16 protein-coding genes are annotated in these 18,248 nt (G+C 71.6%); 12 read left to right on the forward strand and 4 right to left on the reverse strand.

Features of this window, described 5'->3' with window-relative positions:
• The first annotated feature begins 17 nt into the window (after positions 1–17).
• From IOD14_RS15800 to IOD14_RS15810, 3 genes are all read left to right on the forward strand, one after another.
• Positions 18–1,517, forward strand: a complete 1,500-nt coding sequence (locus tag IOD14_RS15800; RefSeq protein WP_212670561.1) for a multicopper oxidase family protein — start codon at positions 18–20, stop codon at positions 1,515–1,517.
• A gap of 192 nt (positions 1,518–1,709) precedes the next feature.
• The gene (gene panD / locus IOD14_RS15805) at positions 1,710–2,129 is read left to right on the forward strand and encodes an aspartate 1-decarboxylase (protein WP_123993843.1); all 420 of its coding nucleotides are present in this window, start codon (positions 1,710–1,712) and stop codon (positions 2,127–2,129) included.
• A 37-nt stretch (positions 2,130–2,166) separates the two neighbouring features.
• A complete protein-coding gene (locus IOD14_RS15810) occupies positions 2,167–2,517 on the forward strand; it encodes a GNAT family N-acetyltransferase (RefSeq protein WP_123993842.1) in 351 nt (116 codons plus the stop codon).
• 575 nt (positions 2,518–3,092) lie between these two features.
• Here the strand turns inward: IOD14_RS15810 and gndA are convergent.
• Positions 3,093–4,532 carry an NADP-dependent phosphogluconate dehydrogenase gene (gene gndA, locus IOD14_RS15815; RefSeq protein WP_212670562.1) on the reverse strand — a complete coding sequence of 480 codons (1,440 nt, stop codon included), beginning with the start codon at positions 4,530–4,532 and terminating at the stop codon, positions 3,093–3,095.
• 267 nt (positions 4,533–4,799) lie between these two features.
• On the opposite strand from gndA, the gene IOD14_RS15820 reads away from it, so the two are divergent.
• On the forward strand, positions 4,800–5,957 hold the full coding sequence (locus IOD14_RS15820; RefSeq protein WP_123993839.1) for a transglycosylase family protein: 1,158 nt from the start codon (positions 4,800–4,802) through the stop codon (positions 5,955–5,957).
• Here the strand turns inward: IOD14_RS15820 and IOD14_RS15825 are convergent.
• Entirely contained in the window at positions 5,947–7,071 is a 1,125-nt protein-coding gene (locus IOD14_RS15825; protein ID WP_212670563.1) for a DMT family transporter, read from the reverse strand. The two genes, IOD14_RS15820 and IOD14_RS15825, sit on opposite strands and share 11 nt — an antisense overlap.
• A gap of 210 nt (positions 7,072–7,281) precedes the next feature.
• Here IOD14_RS15825 and IOD14_RS15830 point away from each other — a divergent pair, with 210 nt between their 5' ends.
• The 8 genes from IOD14_RS15830 (at position 7,282) to IOD14_RS15865 (ending at position 17,037) form a co-directional block, all read left to right on the forward strand.
• Complete coding sequence (locus IOD14_RS15830; RefSeq protein ID WP_212670564.1) at positions 7,282–8,025, forward strand: (2Fe-2S)-binding protein; 744 nt, start codon at positions 7,282–7,284, stop codon at positions 8,023–8,025.
• 39 nt (positions 8,026–8,064) lie between these two features.
• Entirely contained in the window at positions 8,065–9,219 is a 1,155-nt protein-coding gene (glgA, locus tag IOD14_RS15835; RefSeq protein WP_123993837.1) for a glycogen synthase, read from the forward strand.
• Between the two features lie 49 nt (positions 9,220–9,268).
• The gene (glgC, locus tag IOD14_RS15840) at positions 9,269–10,489 is read left to right on the forward strand and encodes a glucose-1-phosphate adenylyltransferase (RefSeq protein WP_123993836.1); all 1,221 of its coding nucleotides are present in this window, start codon (positions 9,269–9,271) and stop codon (positions 10,487–10,489) included.
• Positions 10,490–10,498: 9 nt separating this feature from the next.
• Complete coding sequence (locus IOD14_RS15845) at positions 10,499–10,933, forward strand: GNAT family N-acetyltransferase (RefSeq protein WP_123993835.1); 435 nt, start codon at positions 10,499–10,501, stop codon at positions 10,931–10,933.
• Between the two features lie 88 nt (positions 10,934–11,021).
• Positions 11,022–13,640: a PA14 domain-containing protein gene (locus tag IOD14_RS15850; protein ID WP_212670565.1), complete on the forward strand. Its 2,619-nt coding sequence runs from the start codon at positions 11,022–11,024 to the stop codon at positions 13,638–13,640.
• A 145-nt stretch (positions 13,641–13,785) separates the two neighbouring features.
• A complete protein-coding gene (locus IOD14_RS15855; protein WP_123993833.1) occupies positions 13,786–15,114 on the forward strand; it encodes a wax ester/triacylglycerol synthase family O-acyltransferase in 1,329 nt (442 codons plus the stop codon).
• A gap of 105 nt (positions 15,115–15,219) precedes the next feature.
• Complete coding sequence (locus IOD14_RS15860) at positions 15,220–16,740, forward strand: SDR family NAD(P)-dependent oxidoreductase (RefSeq protein ID WP_212670566.1); 1,521 nt, start codon at positions 15,220–15,222, stop codon at positions 16,738–16,740.
• 75 nt (positions 16,741–16,815) lie between these two features.
• Positions 16,816–17,037 (forward strand): hypothetical protein, encoded by a 222-nt coding sequence (locus IOD14_RS15865; RefSeq protein ID WP_174269379.1) that lies wholly within the window; start codon positions 16,816–16,818, stop codon positions 17,035–17,037.
• Positions 17,038–17,047: 10 nt separating this feature from the next.
• Here IOD14_RS15865 and IOD14_RS15870 read toward each other — a convergent pair whose 3' ends face one another.
• Together IOD14_RS15870 and IOD14_RS15875 are read right to left on the reverse strand one after the other, a co-directional pair.
• A complete protein-coding gene (locus IOD14_RS15870) occupies positions 17,048–17,839 on the reverse strand; it encodes an SDR family oxidoreductase (protein ID WP_212670567.1) in 792 nt (263 codons plus the stop codon).
• Between the two features lie 25 nt (positions 17,840–17,864).
• Positions 17,865–18,215: a hypothetical protein gene (locus IOD14_RS15875; protein ID WP_212670568.1), complete on the reverse strand. Its 351-nt coding sequence runs from the start codon at positions 18,213–18,215 to the stop codon at positions 17,865–17,867.
• Positions 18,216–18,248: the final 33 nt, after the last annotated feature.

An 18,248-nucleotide genomic window follows, 5' to 3' on the forward strand; every position in this document is an offset into this window, starting at 1 on the left:
GAAGATCGAGGACATCCATGAACAGCATCAACCGCCGCTCCTTCCTGTTCGCCGGGCTCGGCGCGGCGGGCGCCGGCGCGCTCGCCGCCTGCAGCAGTGGCTCCGACGCCACACCCGCCCTGGTCGACCCCTCCGGCTCGGCGGTCTCCGCAGCCGAGAAGCAGCGGAAGAGCACCGGCAGGACACAGAACGTCACCCTGACCGCGGCGCCGGCCGTGCTCGACCTCGGCGACGGGGTCAGGGCCAGGACCTGGGCCTTCAACGGCCAGGCCCCCGGCAAGGAGGTCCGCCTGTCCGTCGGCGACACCCTGGTCGCCGAACTCTCCAACCAGCTTCCGGACAGGACCACCACGTCCGTCCACTGGCACGGCGTCGCCATGCGCAACGACATGGACGGCGTCCCCACGGTTACCCAGCAGCCCGTCCGCGCGGGCGCGGTCTTCACCTACCGCTTCATCGCCGACGCCCCCGGCACGTACTTCTTCCACCCCCACGTCGGCGTCCAGCTCGACCGGGCCCTGTACGCCCCGCTGATCGTCGAGGACCCCAAGGAGCCGCTGTCGTACGACGACGAATGGGTCGTCGTCCTCGACGACTGGATCGACGGGGTCGGCGGCACCCCCGACGAGGTCCTGGCCGAACTCAGGCACGGCATGGGCGGCATGGGCGGCATGGACATGGACTTCATGCTGATGGGCGCCGAGAGCGAGCTGCTCGGCGGGGACGCCGGAGACGTGAAGTATCCGTACCACCTGGTCAACGGGCGTGTCCCCGACGACCCCGCCGTCCACCACGGCAAGCCCGGCACGCGGATCCGGCTGCGCATCATCAACGCGGGCAGCGACACCGCGTACCGGGTCGCGCTCGGCGGCCACCGGCTGACCCTCACCCACACCGACGGCTTCCCCGTCGAGCACGAGCAGGTCGACGCGGTGCTCGTCGGCATGGGGGAGCGGTACGACGTCCTGGTCACCCTCGGCGACGGCGTCTTCCCGCTCGTCGCGCTGGCCGAGGGCAAGGACGCCACCGGCATGGCCCTGGTCCGTACGGGACCGGGCAGCGCACCGAAGGCGACCGTCCGCCCGAAGGAATTGACGGGCAGGATCCTGACGGCGTCCCAGCTGCGCGCGGCGGGCGACGTCCGCCTCCCGTCCAGGAAAGTGGACCGGGTGCACCGCGTCGAGCTGACCGGCGGCATGGGCATGTACGACTGGGCCGTCAACGGCAAGGCCTACGACATGGACGACCCGCACGCGAATCCGCTCACGGTCGAGGAGGGGCAGCGAGTCCGTCTGGACTTCGTCAACTCGACCCGGATGTGGCACCCGATGCACCTGCACGGCCACACCTACCAGCTCGGGAACAGCGGCCCGCGCAAGGACACCGCCATCGTGCTGCCCAAGCGGAAGCTGTCCGTCTTCTTCGACGCCGACAACCCCGGCCAGTGGATGCTCCACTGCCACAACGCGTACCACGGGGAGGTCGGCATGATGGCCCTGGTCGCGTACCGGAGCTGACCGCCGTCCAGGCCGGTGCCCGCGCCAGGGCACCGGCTCGTTGTGGCGATGGTCACGCGCCCCTTCGATGCCCGTTGCGTAGGCTGGCGCGCGTCGCCGTCCGGTCAGCCGCAGCCGACTGGCCGTAAGGTGTCAAAACAGCCCTTGACCTGCATCAACGCGGGCAGGGAGCCTACTTTTGGGAGTACACCGATGTTGCGCACCATGTTCAAGTCCAAGATCCACCGAGCCGTCGTCACCCAGGCCGACCTGCACTACGTGGGATCGGTGACCATCGACGCGGATCTCCTCGACGCCGCCGACCTGCTGCCCGGCGAGCTGGTCCACATCGTCGACATCACCAACGGCGCCCGGCTGGAGACGTACGTCATCGAGGGCGAGCGCGGGTCGGGGGTGGTCGGTATCAACGGTGCCGCCGCCCATCTCGTCCACCCAGGGGATCTGGTGATCATCATCAGTTACGCTCAAGTGACCGACGCCGAGGCGCGGGCGCTCGAACCCCGGGTCGTGCACGTGGACCGCGACAACCGCATCGTCGCCCTGGGGGCCGATCCGTCCGAGCCGGTGCCGGGTTCCGACCAGGAGCGCAGCCCGCAGGCGGTACCGGCCTGACCTGCCGCTCGACGACCTTCGGACCAGGAGCGTGCCCATGAGCGACATCGAGATCCGTGACGACCGACAGGCCGGGCGCCTGGAGGCCTTCGGTTCCGGGGGAGGCGAAGTCGTCGGCCACATCCAGTACTTCGTCCTCGAATCGCCAGGGCGCGCCCTGGTCCCGGTCCACACCATCGTCGAACCGGCCCACGAGGGACAGGGCATAGCGGGCTCCCTCGCCCGCGAGCTCTACGGCATCGCGGCACGCGAGGGCATCCCCGTCGCCCCGCTGTGCCCGTACGTCGTCAAGTGGGCCGAACGCCACCCGGACGAGGCTCCCGCGGCCGACCCGGAGCTGCTCCGCGCGGCGAAGGAATGGCTGGTGGCCCACCCCGAGGGCTTCTGAACGGGCAGACCTGAAGGGCGGCGGCCGGTTCGACACCGCCACCGCCCGCCAGGCCGACGCCGGGGCCGACTCCCCACCGGGCCGTGAGCCCCAGGGCCGGCTCGACACCGCACTGGCTCGTGAGGCCCACGGTCGGCTCGCACCGCCCCACGCGCCGAGCCGCACCTCAACACCCCCGGCCGCACCCCGTGCACACCCACGCGGGCCCCGCGTTTCACGCGCGGGGGTGACTGGCGGGAGGGCTCGCGGGTACGCGGGGGAGTAGTCCAGAGCCGACGTCGACCGACTGGCTGGAGGACCCGATGACCGACCCGTACCCCGACCCCGTCCCGCCGGGGCCCACCCCGGGACCCAACCCTGGCCCCGGTCCGGTGCCCACCCCGGGCCCGCCCCCGCAGCCCCCGTCGCCCCCGACCCCGACCCCGAGTCCGGGCCCGGCCCCGTCGCCGATCCCGCCGGGCCCCGAACCGGTACCGAGCCCCGAGCCGGGGCCACCGCTCAGCTGACGGCAACCACGCGAAACACAGGGGAGGGGGCCACCGGACGGTGGCCCCCTCCCCTGTGCGGAGCGACGCTCAGCCGGTCACCTCGGACCGGTCCCCACCCCACAGCGTGTGGAAGGAACCGTCGCGGTCCGTGCGCCGGTAGGTGTGCGCCCCGAAGAAGTCCCGCTGCCCCTGCGTCAGCGCCGCGGGCAGCCGCTCGGCGCGCAACGCGTCGTAGTAGGCCAGCGCCGCCGCGAAGCCCGGCGTCGGCACACCCTGCCGCGTCGCCGCGATGATGACCTCGCGCCAGTCGTCCTGGGCGTCGGCGATCTCCTGGGCGAAGGTGTCGTCGGAGAGCAGGCTGGGCAGGTCCGCGCGGGTGTCGTAGGCGGACCGGATGCGGTCCAGGAAGGCCGCCCGGATGATGCAGCCGCCGCGCCAGATCGCGGAGACGGCGCCCAGGTCGATGTCCCAGTCGTACTCCTCACGGGCGGCCGCGATCTCGTGGAAGCCCTGCGTGTACGACACGATCTTCGAGGCGTACAGCGCCTGCTCGACACGGTCCGCGAAGGCGCCCGCCTCGGACTCCGACAGGGGGGTCGCCTTGGGCCCGGCGAGGGAGCGGGACGCCTCCCGCAGCTCCGCGTGCCCGGACAGCGAGCGGGCGAAGACCGCCTCGGCGATACCGGAGACCGGCACACCGAGGTCAAGGGCGATCTGCACGGTCCACCGCCCTGTGCCCTTCTGCTCGGCCTGGTCCACCACGACGTCCACGAACGGCTTCCCCGTCGCCGCGTCCACGTGGGAGAGCACCTCGGCCGTGATCTCGATCAGGTACGAGTCCAGGCGGCCCGTGTTCCAGGTGCGGAAGATGTCGGCGATCTGCGCCGGGGAGTACCCGGCCACGTCCCGCAGCAACTGGTAAGCCTCACCGATCAGTTGCATGTCGGCGTACTCGATGCCGTTGTGCACCATCTTCACGAAGTGCCCGGCGCCGTCAGGGCCGACGTGGGTCACACAGGGCGCCCCGTCCGCCGCCTTCGCGGAGATCTTCTCCAGCATCGGGCCGAGAGAGTCGTACGACTCCTTCGGGCCGCCCGGCATGATGCTCGGGCCGTTGAGGGCGCCCTCCTCGCCGCCGGAGACGCCCATGCCCACGAAGTGGATGCCCTGCTCGCGCAGTTCGCGCTCCCGGCGCCGGGTGTCCGCGAAGTGCGCGTTGCCGCCGTCGATGATCATGTCGCCGGGCTCGAGCAGCGGCGCGAACTCCTGGATCACCGCGTCGGTCGGCTCACCGGCCTTCACCATGATGACCAGACGGCGCGGGCGCTCCAGGGCCGCCACGAACTCCTTGGCGGTCTCGGCCGCGATGAAGTCGCCCTCGGAGCCGAACTCCTCGACCAGGGCGTGCGTGCGCGACGCGGTCCGGTTGTGCAGGGCGACCGTATAGCCGTTGCGGGCGAAGTTGCGGGCCAGGTTGCGGCCCATGACCGCGAGGCCCGTGACACCGATCTGCGCTGTGTTGCTCATACCGCCTGCTCCCAAAAGATCCCGTGGATCGCGTAGGTCGTCTATCGCTGCCGGTCGTGCTTGTCAGTATCGTCCACCGGACATCCTGGCTTGTCGGGGGACTGTCCGCACACCAGGGATACGGTTCGGGCGCCTCGTTGCGTTCAGCTGCGGACGCCGGTCCGGTACGCGCCCCCACGCGGCTGGTTGCCGTCTTGTCATGGCCTGTTCGTGGCGCTTACTTTTGCCCCTCCTGGCGCATTGACGCATGTCTAGGGGGAGGCCTCCATGGCCGTACGCGGCCGGCACCGCCGGTATCAGCCGAACAGGATCAACCGCGCCTCGCTCACCGTCACGGCAGGTGGCGTCGGCATCGCGGTCCCGCTCATCGGCACCGGCAGCGCCCACGCCGCCGACGTGGACACCTGGAACAAGGTCGCCGCGTGCGAGTCCAGCAACAACTGGAGCATCAACACCGGCAACGGCTATTACGGCGGCCTGCAGTTCACCCAGTCCACCTGGGAGGCGTACGGCGGCACCCGGTACGCGGCGCGAGCGGATCTGGCCACCCGGGACCAGCAGATCGCCGTGGCCGAGAAGGTGCTGGACGGACAGGGACCCGGAGCCTGGCCGACATGCTCGGTGCGGGCCGGGCTGACGCGCGGGGGCTCGGCCCCGGACGTCCAGCCCCTGGGCGAGAAGAAGGCCTCCGTGCCGGACGTCCAGCCGCAGACCACCCCCCAGTCGCGCGCCGGGTCCGCCCGGATGTACACCGTGGTCCGCGGCGACTCGCTGTCGGGGATCGCCGACGCGCACAAGGTCCGCGGCGGCTGGCGGGGGCTGTATGCCGCCAACCGCGGGACCGTCGGGGCCGACCCCGACCTGATCCTGCCAGGACAGCGGCTCGAGCTGCGCGGCGGCGTCGCCACGACCACCACCACCGACCGCGCCTCGACCAGGAGGACCTCCTCCGGCACCGGCGCGGAGACCGAGAAGACCGAGAAGACCGAGAAGAGGGAGAAGACCGAGAGGGCCGTCGACACGGGCCTGGTCGCTCCCGTGAACGCCTCCCTCGGCACCCCGTACCGCAAGGCGGGCTCCGCCTGGTCGAAGGGCTACCACACCGGCGTCGACTTCGCGGTGCCCACCGGGACGTCCGTGAAGGCGGTCGCGGCCGGGAAGGTGGTCACCTCCGGGTGGGGCGGCTCCTTCGGCTACCAGGTGGTGATCCGGCACGCCGACGGCCGCTACACGCAGTACGCCCACCTGTCCGCGATCTCCGTGAAGGCAGGGCAGTCGGTGGGCGGCGGGCAGCGCATCGGCCGCTCCGGCTCCACGGGCAACAGCTCGGGCCCTCATCTGCACTTCGAGGTGCGGACGGGGCCCGGCTTCGGCTCCGACATCGACCCGGTGGCATATCTCCGGGCCGGGGGCATCAGGATTTGACCCGGGTCCGATGCCGGTCGAGGACCGGCATCGGGATGTACGCGGCGCCGTAGAAGGGGCCGTAGTAGGCCGGGGGTTCGTCGCCCGGGCGCGGCAGCTCGTCGGACGGGCCGCCGTCCGACGAGGCACCCTCAAGGGCGGCGGGGGCCGGTAGGAGCAGTTCCTCGCGCAGAGCGGCGACGCTCTCGACGAGCGCTCCCTCGCGCAGAAGGGCGTCGGCCGGTTCCTCGGCGGGTGCCGGGACGAACGCGTCCTCGGGCAGCAAGGGCGCCGAGGGCTGCGCCGCGGTCTGGATGCGCTCCGTGGTCAGCAGGATCAGTCCGCCCGCCGCCACCACACCGCAGCTCAGGGCCAGCGCGGTGCCCGTGGTGCCGTAGCGGAAGGTTTCGCCGAACATCGTGATGCCGACCACCGCCGCCACCACCGGGTTGACGACCGTCAGTGTCGCCAGCGGGGCCGCGAGACCGGCGCCGCGGTAGGAGGCCTGCGAGAGCATCAGCCCGGCCGTGGCCAGGACGCCGATCGCGGCCAGCGAGGGCAGGTCCGAGGTCGACACGCCACCGCTCCAGTCCACGGCGACCGTCTTGGTGAACACCGAGGACATGCCGAACGCTATGCCGGACGCGGTCGCGAGCAGCACGCTGCGCACCACCGGGTGCCGGTGTGCGGCCCGGCCCGCGATCATCAGCGCGACCACCGCGGCAGCCGTCACCACACCGGCGAACACCCGCTGGGCCGTGCTCAGCGACTGCGCGTCGGACGCGCCGACCAGGGAGAGCAGACCGGCCAGACCCACCGTGGCCATGATCGCGCCCCGCCAGGCGGTGGCCCCGGCCCTGCGGCCCACGAACAGCGCGGCCATCGGCAGCGCGAACACGATGGTCAGGGCGCCCAGCGGCTGGACCAGGCTGAGGGGACCGAAGGCGAGCGCCACCACGTGCAGCAGACCACCGAGGCCGTTCAACGCGACCGCCGCCCACCAGCTCGGCCGGCGCAGCGGAGCGTACTGCTCGTCGGGGTGCGACACCGCGACGTGTTCCTGCACGATCGCGCCGCCCGCGTAGGCGACGGCGGAGACGAGGGACAGGAGCACGGACAACGCGAGGGCACTCATGAGCTGCTCCTCTGCGTGAGGCGGGGCCGGGCGGCCCGACGCGACGAACGGTCGTCTTCCATGGAGAACACGATGCCGGGAAAAGTTCTTCCCGTCGTCGTACCTGAGCAGGCAATGGGTCCTACTGCCGATGGAGTACAAAAGGGTCCGTGTCCTCCCCAAGGCGGGTGACACGGGGTGGAGGCCCCCTGGTGGGTCCCCCTACGGGCCTTGGTACTACTGCTGGTCGTGGACCTAGACCCTGATCTCGCGGCGCTGCGACCGCTCGGCGCCTTCTTCGTACTACGGACGATCGGCGGCCCTGCCGGGGCGTCGCCCCCGACGCTGCCGACCCTCGCACAAGTCTACGAGAACCAAGGGTCGGATGTTTATGGAAATACCATGACTTTTCGTGTCCGGAAGGTCGCCGCGGCCCTGCGCGCCCCCGAACCGAGGATCGCGGCCTCCATCGCCCACCAGGGACTTGCGGCCCGGCTGTGGTCGGTGGCGCTCGGCTGTGCGGTCAGGTACGGACGGATCCCGGATCTGTCGCCGGGCCGGCTGCACTGGGACCCCGACGCCAGTGCCCCTGACGAGCTGTGGCTGGACGCGGTGGCGCCCCTGCGGGGCGATGCCGCGACGATCGCCGACGTCGTCCTGCACGGGCACCTCGTCCCGCTCGCGGCAGCGCTGCACTCCGAGTACCGGCTCGCCTCCGGGCTGCTGTGGGGCAACGCCGGCTCGGCCCTCGCGGGTGCCGCCCGGCAGCTGGGCCACCACCCCGAGCTCTCCGCCCGCGTCCGCGGCCTCACGGCCGAGCTCCTCGCCCATCCCTTGCTCGCGGGAACCCTCGACGGCACCACGCTCCGCCGCCGCAGCTGCTGTCTGTACTACCGGTTGCCGGGGGGTGGCGTGTGCGGTGACTGTTGCTTCACACGAGCCCCGCGCTCTTCCCCGCGCGGCGCATCTGGGTGACCATGAAAGCCAACCAGCCGCTGAGACAGGGGGTTCCGGGTGCGTGTGGGCCTGCTGACCCGGGAGTACCCGCCGGATGTGTACGGCGGCGCGGGTGTCCATGTCGAGTTCCTCGCCCGGGAGTTGAGGTCCCTGGTCGACCTGGATGTGCACTGCTGGGGCGAGGGCCGCGCGGAAGGTGTCGTCCGGCACCGGCCCTGGTCCGCGCTGGACACCGCCAACGACGCCCTGCGCACCTTCTCCGTGGACCTCTCCATGGCCGCGGGCCTCGAAGGCCGAGAGCTGGTCCACTCGCACACCTGGTACGCCAACCTCGCCGGCCACCTCGGCAAGCTGCTGCACGGCATCCCGCACGTGATGACCGCCCACTCCCTGGAGCCCCTGCGCCCCTGGAAGGCCGAGCAGCTCGGCGGCGGATACGCCCTCTCCAGCTGGGCCGAGCGCACCGCGATCGAGACCGCCGACGCGGTGATCGCCGTCTCCGGAGCGATGCGCGAGGACATCCTCGGCTGCTACCCGGCGCTGGATCCGGCCAAGGTCCACATCGTGCACAACGGCATCGACACCGCCCTTTACCAGCCCGACCACGGCACCGAGGTGCTGGACCGCATCGGGCTGGACCGCGACCGTCCGTTCGTGCTGTTCGTCGGCCGCATCACCCGCCAGAAGGGCGTGCCCCAGCTGATGCGCGCGGTCCGGGACATCGACCCGGCCGCGCAGGTCGTGCTGTGCGCGGGCGCGCCGGACACCCCGGAGATCGACCGGGAGTTCCGCGAGCTCTTCGAGGAGCTGAGCCGGGTCCGTGAGGGCGTGCACTGGATCCCCCAGATGCTGCCCCGGCCCGAGGTGATCCAGCTGCTGACCCACGCGGCCGTGTTCGTCTGCCCCTCGGTGTACGAACCCCTCGGCATCGTCAACCTGGAGGCGATGGCCTGCGGCACTCCCGTGGTGGCCTCGCGGGTCGGCGGGATCCCCGAGGTCGTCGACGACGGCAGGACAGGACTGCTCGTGACCGTGGACGATGGGTTCGAGACGGCTCTGGCGCGGGCACTCGACTCCGTGATCGGCGATCCGGAGGCGGCTCGTCGGATGGGCGAGGCGGGACGTGCTCGCGCGGTGGGCCAGTTCGGCTGGGACGCCGTGGCGCGGCGCACGGTCCGGCTCTACGAGGAGATCCTCAAACAGGCGTACTAGGCCCCGCGCCAGGGCAGTGATGGGTCAAATCAGCGTGAGGGGAGCGGCCATGCGTCGTGGCGGACCTTCGGTGCTCGGCATCGTACTCGCGGGCGGAGAAGGCAAACGCCTGATGCCCCTGACCACGGACCGCGCCAAACCAGCGGTCACCTTCGGAGGAACGTATCGGCTGGTCGACTTCGTCCTGTCCAACCTGGTCAACGCCGACGTCCTGCGCATCTGTGTCCTCACGCAGTACAAGTCGCACTCGCTCGACCGGCACATCACGACCACCTGGCGGATGTCGAGCCTGCTCGGCAACTACATCACGCCGGTGCCCGCCCAGCAGCGCCTCGGACCGCGCTGGTACCTGGGCAGCGCGGACGCGATCCTGCAGTCCCTGAACCTGCTCTACGACGAGCGCCCCGAGTACGTCGCGGTCTTCGGCGCCGACCACGTGTACCGCATGGACCCGCGCCAGATGCTCGCACAGCACATCGAGTCCGGCGCGGGCGTCACGGTGGCCGGGATCCGCGTCCCGCGCTCCGAGTCCCCGTCGTTCGGGGTGATCTCCCCGGGCTCGGACGGCCTCACCGTGGAACGCTTCCTGGAGAAGCCCGCCGACCCGCCCGGGCTGGCGGACGACCCGGAGAGCGTGTTCGCCTCGATGGGCAACTACATCTTCACCACCAAGGCCCTGATCGAGGCGCTCCAGCGGGACTCGGAGGAGGAGGACTCCGTCCACGACATGGGCGGCTCGATCCTGCCGCAGCTCACCGACCGCGGCGAGGCCCAGCTCTACGACTTCAGCGCCAACCACGTCCCCGGCGAGACCACCCGCGACCGCGGCTACTGGCGTGACGTGGGAACCCTGGACGCCTATTACGACGCCCACATGGACCTGATCGCCGAGCGCCCCGCCTTCAACCTCTACAACCGGCAGTGGCCCATCTACACCCACTCCGGTCAGCTCTCCCCGGCCCGCTTCAACGCCGGCGGCATCGCCAGCGAGTCCATCATCAGCGCGGGCTGCCTGATCCGGGGCCAGGTCACCCGCTCCGTGCTCTCACCCGGCGTCCTGGTCGACCCGGGGGCCGTCGTCCAGGGCTCGGTGCTGCACGACAACGTCAAGATCGGCCGGGGCGCGGTGGTCCGGGGCGCGGTTCTCGACAAGAACGTCGAGGTCCCGCCGGGCGCCACGATCGGGGTGAACCCGGAGCGGGACGCGGAGCTGTACACGGTGTCCAGGGGCGGGGTGATCGCCCTCGGCAAGGGCCAGCTGGTGTCGTAGGAGGCCGAGGTGACCGTCCGCGCCGTGACGCCCGCCGACGCGGACGACGTCCTCCGCCTGCTCCGTGGCTTCGCCACGAGCCACAGCCCCGAGCCGGGCCGCTTCACGACGGTCGACTTTCCCGCCGTCCTGGCCGCCGCCGCGGTCGGCAGGGCGGAGTTCCTGGCCGCCGAGGAGGGCGGGCGCGTGATCGGGTACGCCTACGCCGCCCGCGTGCCCACGCTGTTCGCCCGGGGCACGGTCCTCGAACTCCTGGAACTCACCGTCGGCACAGCGCTGCGCGGTCGCGGCGTCGGCTCGGGGCTCGTGCGCGCGGTGCTGGAGGCCGCAGGACGGGCCGGCGACGTGGAGGTGTGCGTGCCGACGCGCAGGGCCGCCGACTTCTACCGGCGACTGGGTTTCACCGAAACGGCCGCCTACCTCAAGTGGACGCCCGGCGGCTGAAGCCGGGTTGTCATGTCCCTGGACGGAAGCCCGAATCCGTGTTGTCATGCCAACTCCTGCCCATGACAACGTTGTTATGGAGGCTTCCATGCACCGCAGGCACCTCACCCGCCTCAGAGGCCGGCTGGCGTTGCTGTTCGCCGCCCTGCTGGGTCTCGCCGGCCTGACCGCGGCTCCCGCCCTGGCCGACGACCCCGCCGAGGCCCGCGGGCTCAAGGGCGAGTACTGGACCCAGTCCGCCCCCGGCGCTTTCGACTTCCACGAGCTGAAGGCGACCACCTTCGACCCGAACCTCGACTTCGACAACCTGGAGCCCAGGCTCGCCGCCGCGACCGGCCGCTCGGACGACGTCAGCGTCCGCTGGACCGGAAGGGTGGTACCGGAGAGCACCGGCCCCCACACCTTCTCGGTCATCGGCGACAACGGCTTCCGTCTGTGGATCGACGGGCAGCTCCTCATCGACCACTGGGTCGACGACTGGGACCGCGAACAGAGCGCGCAGCCGGTCGAGTTGACGGCCGGACAGGCCTACGACATCAAGGTCGAGTACTTCGAGCACTACGGCGGCTCCAACCTCCACCTGCGCTGGGTCCGGCCCGGCGGCACCAAGGAGGCCGTGCCCCGGTCGGCGTTCCGGCTCCCCGAGGGCTACGACTACGACGGCCCGCTCGCGACGACCGTCCTCGGCAGCGGACGCACCCTGAGGCTCGACTTCGCCCAGCCCCTCGCCGCACCCCCGGCCGGCCTCACCGGTCACCTCCAGGCGGTGATCGGCGGCGCCGGGTGGCCCCTGAAAGCGGTGAAACAGGACCCGAAGGACGCCCGCACCCTTCTCGTCACCCTCGCCGAACCCGTCGTGGGCAACAGGACCGGCACCGCACGCGGCACCGCCGACCTCCGCTACGACGGCGAAGGCGGGCTCGCCGGCGCGGACGGCAACGTTGTCAACGCCTTCTGGAGCAGCGGTCCCAACCGTTCGACCTACGAGCTGCGGACGAAGTGGGCCGACGAGGTCGGTCCGGGAAACGCCCACCCCGAGTACCCGCGCCCCCAGTTGACCCGCCAGGAGTGGCGCAACCTCAACGGCCGCTGGCAGTTCGCCGCCGCCGAGGCGGGCGAACAGCCGCCGGTGGGCAGGAACCTGGCCGAGCGCATCCTCGTGCCGTATCCCGTGGAGTCCCAGCTCTCCGGCCTGGAACGGCACGAGGACCGCATGTGGTACCGCCGCACCTTCACCGTCCCGGCCGACTGGCACATCGGCTCCGGCACCCGCCTCAGGCTCAATTTCGGCGCGGTCGACTGGCGGTCCGAGGTGTACGTCAACGGCACCAGGGTCGCCGAACACACCGGCGGCTACGACAAGTTCAGCGCCGACGTCACCGACGCGCTGAAGCCGGGGCGCACCCAGGAGCTGATCGTCGGCGTCCACGACCCCACCGACGCGGCCGGCGGCGAGAACCCACCTCTCGGCAAGCAGCGCCTGGACCCGAGCGGCATCTGGTACACCCCGTCCTCCGGCATCTGGCAGACCGTCTGGATGGAACCGGTCGCCCGCGACCATGTCGACTCCCTCAAACTGACCCCCGACGTCTCCGCCGGCCGGCTGACGGTCGAGGCACTGGGCGTCCGTGACGGCGTACCGATCACGGCGACGGCGTACGACGGAGAGCGGAAGGTCGCCACGGCGCGCGGCCGGACGGGTGAGCCGCTGGCCCTGACCCTCGAGAACCCGCGCCTGTGGTCGCCCGACGACCCGTTCCTGTACGGCCTGAGGGTGAGCGTCGGCGCCGACCGCGTCGGCAGCTACTTCGGGATGCGCTCCATCGCCGTCGAGAACGTGAACGGCACCCCGCGCACGGTCCTCAACGGCGAGCCCGTCTTCATGATGGCCACCCTCGACCAGGGCTTCTGGCCCGACGGCCTGCACACCGCGCCCACCGACGAGGCCCTCGCGTACGACCTCAGGGTGCACAAGCAGCTCGGCTTCAACGCGGTGCGCAAGCACATCAAGGTCGAGCCCGACCGCTGGTTCTACTGGGCCGACCGGCTGGGTCTGCTGGTGTGGCAGGACATGCCCGCCATGACGGCCGGGGTGAATCCGGGCCCCGCCGCCCGCACCGAGTACGAGCGTGAGATGAAGCAGATGATCGACCAGCACATCAGCAGTCCGTCGGTCGTCATGTGGGTGACGTTCAACGAGGGCTGGGGGCAGTACGACATCGGCCGGATCGCCGAACAGGCCAAGGCCTGGGACCCGACCCGCCTGGTCAACAACCAGTCGGGACTCAACCTAGGCGCCGACGGCGACGCCGGCGACATCATGGACGAGCACGGGTATCCCAGCCCCGCTCTGCCGCCTCGCCCGGACGGGAGGCGCGCCCTGGTCAGCGGGGAGTACGGCGGTCTCGGCCTGGCGGTTCCCGGACACGCCTGGTCCGTCCAGCAGTCGTACGTCGACGTCGACCCGGCGACCTACACCGACGACTATCTGGCCAGGCTCGACGAGGTGCGGGCCCTGGTCTGCCGGGGGAGCAACGGCGCCGTCTACACGCAGATCTCGGACGTCGAGGGTGAGCTGAACGGGCTGCTCACCTACGACCGCAAGGTCCTCAAACCGGACGCCGAACGGGTGCGGGCCGCGCACCGGGCCCTGATCCGGGACGCGTCCCGGGCGACGCCGACCGGGTGCGCGCCGACCGGCGGTTGATCACTTCCGCACCATGTGTCCCGCCCCTTTCACCGGGGGCGGGACTTAATCTGTTGTTAACTGTGCGTAGCTTGATCGTACTTGACCGTAATCGCCGGAGGGCGATTGACTGCTGGCCCACCCGTTGTCGACGCGAGGCAAGCCATTGACTTCAGACCTGCTCGCCCCTCTCGACCTGGCGTTCTGGAACATGGAATCCGCCGAGCACCCGATGCACCTGGGAGCGCTAGGCGTCTTCGCGGCGCACTCGCCCACCGCGGGCGCCCACGCGGCCGACCTCCTCGCGGGCCGGGCCGCCGCCGTGCCGGGCCTCAGAATGCGGATCCGGGACGTGTGGCCGCTCGGCTTCCCGTACGCCTTCGGGGGAGCCGCCCGCGTCCCCGACCCCGACTTCGACCCGCTCCGGCACGTGCTGCTGCACGCCCCGACCGACGACTTCCACACCGGGGCCGGACGGCTCATGCAGCGTCCGCTCGACCGCGAACGGCCGCCGTGGGAGGCGCATGTACTGCCGGGGGAGGACGGCATGTCCTTCGCCGTGCTCTTCAAGTTCCACCACGCCCTGGCCGACGGACTGCGGGCGCTGACGCTCGCCGCCGCCGTCCTGGACCCGATGGACCTGCCCGCACGCAGGCCGCGCCCCGAGGAACCGCCCAAGGGCCTGCTGCCGGACGTGCGCAAGCTGCCCGACCTCGTCCGGGGCGCCGTCTCCGATCTGGGCCGCGCGCTCGACATCGGCGCCTCCGTCGCCCTGTCCTCCCTGGGGGTGCGCTCCTCCGCCGCCCTCACCGCCGAGCCGAGCGGCACCCGCCGCACCGCCGGAGTCGTCGTCGACCTCGACGACGTGCACCGCGTCCGCAAGAGCCGCGGCGGCACCGTCAACGACGTCCTGATCGCGGTCGTCGCGGGCGCCCTGCGCCGCTGGCTGGACGAGCGCGGTGACGGCAGCGAGGGTGTGGCGCCCCGAGCCCTGATCCCGGTCTCCAAGCGCCGCCCGCGCACCGCGCAGCCGCAGGGCAACCGGCTCTCCGGGTACCTGATAAGGCTTCCGGTCGACGACCCCGACCCGCTGGGCCGTCTCGACACGGTCCGCTCAGCCATGGACCGCAACAAGGACGCGGGCCCCAACCGGGGCGCGGGAGCGGTCGCGCTCCTCGCCGACCACGTCCCGGCCCTCGGCCACCGTCTCGGTGGGCCCCTGGCCGGCCAGGGCGCCCGCCTCTGGTTCGACATCCTCGTCACCAGCGTGCCCCTGCCCGGCGTCGGCCTGAAGCTCGGCGGCAACCCGGTCACCGAGGTCTACCCCTTCGCCCCGCTGGCCCGCGGCCAGTCCCTCGCGGTCGCGATCTCGACCTACCGGGGACAGGTCCACTACGGCCTGGTCGCCGACGCGGAAGCGGTGCCTGACCTGGACCGGTTCGCCCGGGCGCTGTCCGAGGAGGTGAAGCACCTGCTGGCCGCCTGCGGTGCTTGATCGTTTCCGGATTGCGGGCCCGGCCCCGCGCTGAAGTAAAATTCCGCGTCCGACAAGCGGACGCGGCCCCAGCGCCGCACGGGTGACCAGGGAAACGGCAGCGCGATGACGGTGACAGAGGACGGCTCGGCGACGACCACGGACGAGGTCGTGCGCGAGCCCGGTGACGAGGTCGCGTACGGCCCCGGCATCGACCCGGAGCGGCTGGCCGTCTGCCTCAGCGTGCTCGACGAGCTCGACAAGCTGGAGGTCGACCACCCCGACGCGATCGCCGTGCGCCGGGCCACCGCCGGGGTCTACCGCACGGTGAAGCAGCGCCGGCGGCAGGAGCGCCGGGCCGCCAAGACCGCCCACGACAAGGCGGTCACGGAGGCCACGGCCACCGGCTCCGCCCAGCGCATCGACGACGAGACCGAGGGCATCCTGCCGTCGTCGATCACCGAGGAGGGCCGGGTCGCGGGGATACTCCAGCGCCCGCGCTCCTGCTACACCTGCAAGACCCGGTACGTCGAGGTCGACTACTTCTACCACCAGCTCTGTCCGGACTGCGCCCGCCTGAACCGCGGCAAGCGCGACGCCCGCGCCGACCTCACCGGCAAGCGCGCCCTGCTCACCGGCGGCCGCGCCAAGATCGGCATGTACATCGCGCTGCGGCTGCTGCGCGACGGCGCGCACACCACCATCACCACGCGTTTCCCGAAGGACGCCATCCGCCGCTTCAAGGCCATGGACGACTCCGGGGACTGGCTGCACCGCCTGGAGGTCGTCGGCATCGACCTGCGCGACCCGGCGCAGGCCGTGGCCCTCGCCGAGCAGGTCGCCGAGGCGGGCCCGCTCGACATCCTGGTCAACAACGCGACCCAGACCGTGCGCAGGCTGCCCTCCGCCTACGCCGCCCTGGTCGACGGCGAGAGCGCCCCGCTGCCCGCGGGTGAACTGCCCGCCCACCACGTCATCGGCGCGTTCGGCTCCGGCGCGGTCGACGGACTCGCCTCGCTGCCCGCCGGGATCTCCGGCATGGACGCCCAGCAGGTCGCCGACCTGGCCCTGGTCGCGGGCAACGCCAGCGTGGCCCGGCACCTCGACGGCACCGCCATCGACGCGGGCGGCCTCGTCCCCGACGTCGTCGACAGCAACACCTGGGTCCAGACCATCGACCAGATCTCCCCGGTGGAGCTCCTGGAGACCCAGCTCTGCAACTACACGTCACCGTTCATCCTGATCAGCGCGCTGCGCCCGGCCATGGCCGACGCCGCGAAGAAGGCGGGCAGCGGACGGGCCTACGTCGTGAACGTCTCCGCGATGGAAGGCGTCTTCGGCCGCGGCTACAAGGGTGCGGGCCACCCCAACACCAACGCGGCCAAGGCCGCGATGAACATGGTCACCCGCACCAGCGCCCAGGAGATGTTCCAGACCGACGGCATCCTCATGACCTCGGTCGACACCGGCTGGATCACGGACGAGCGCCCCCACTTCGACAAGCTCCGCCTCGCCGAGGAGGGCTTCCACGCCCCCCTCGACCTGGTCGACGGTGCGGCCCGCGTCTACGACCCGATCGTGCGCGGCGAGGACGGCGAGGACGTGTACGGGGTGTTCCTGAAGGACTACGTGCCCGGGAAGTGGTGAGCGGGCGCCCGCCGCGTGTGGCCAGGCCCCCGGAGGGAACCCGGGGACCGGGCAACGGTGCACCGGGAGGTCCTCATGAGCGAGCCGCACGGTATCGACCCACGCGCGCGCAGCGATCCGCGCAACGTCTACCCGAGCGACCAGGAGTTCTACGCGGCTGACCGCCCCCACGACGCGGTTCTGCCCGAGGACCGGCCCCGCGGCGGCGACACGTCACAGCGCGGCAGGCTCTTCACGGTGGTCCTGATCGCGTTCATCGCCCTGGTGGTCATCGTGTGGTTCCTGGCGTTTCCGTGACGGGGAGCCGTCACGGCCGCGGCGGCGTGAACGAACGAAGGCGCTCGTGGACGGCGTACGCCTCGGTCTGCGCAGCCCGCACCCGCGTGCCCCCGTCCACCAGGAGGTCCGCCCCCGTGATCCACCCGGCCGCGTCGGACGCGAGCCACACCACGGCCCGCGCGATGTCCTCGGGCTCGCCGATCCGGCCCAGCGGCAGCTCGACGGGACCCTTCTCCCACACGAACCGGGCCATCTCCGTCCGTACGAGGCCGGGCGAGACGGAGTTGACCCGCACCCGCGGCGCCAGCTCGCCCGCCAGCTGCTGTGTGAGATGCAGCAGGGCCGCCTTGCTGGTGCCGTAAGCGCCGACGTTCGGGCCCACGTGCCCGGCGCCCTCCGTGCAGATGTTGACCACCGACCCGCCGTGCTCGCGCATCCAGCCGTGCCACGCCGCCTGCACCAGGCGCAGCGGCGCCTCGACGTTGACGGTGAAGGCCTCGCGCCAGACCTGAGGATCCGCGTCCATGAGCGGGCCGTAGGGCTGGTTCGTCGCCGCGTTGTTGACCACGATGTCGAGCCGGCCGAACTCGCTCAGGGCGAGGTCCACCAGGGCGCGGGGATGGGCGGGGTCGGCGACGCTGCCCGCGAGTCCGATGCCGCCGAGTTCGGCCGCGGTCCGCCGGACGTCCTCCCGGTTCCGGGCCGTGACGCACAACAGGGCCCCCGCCTCGGCCAGTTGCCGGGCGACCTCGCGCCCGATCCCGCGCGTGCCGCCGGTCACCAGAGCGGCCCTGCCGTGCAGTCCGTAGGACGACGTCATCGCCGTACCGTCTCATGACGGAGCGTCAGTCGACAGACTCCAGACGGGAGTTGCGTGCCGCGACCAGCTCCAGCACGGCACGCCAGTCCTCCAGGACGCCGGCGTCGAACCGGGATGTCAGGCTCTCCTCGCCGGCCAGGCGCAGCAGGTCGTCGTCGGTGGCGGGGCCGTGGTGGCCCACCAGCCGGTGGACCCGTTCGCCGAGCAGGGAGCGGAAGACCTCGGCGGACTGGCCGGTCCCCAGCAACAGGCCCGCCACCTGGAGTTCCTTGTCGGCGGGCCGGCTGCGGCGCAGCAGTGCGGCGGTCCGCAGGGCGTGTTCGCTGCCGCAGGCGTGCAGCAGATCCATCAGCTCGTCGACACTGCGCAGTTCCATACGTCAGACCTCCGGCCGGGCCGTCCGTTGCCG

It is taken from the genome of Streptomyces sp. A2-16, from assembly GCF_018128905.1.
Taxonomy (GTDB): domain Bacteria; phylum Actinomycetota; class Actinomycetes; order Streptomycetales; family Streptomycetaceae; genus Streptomyces.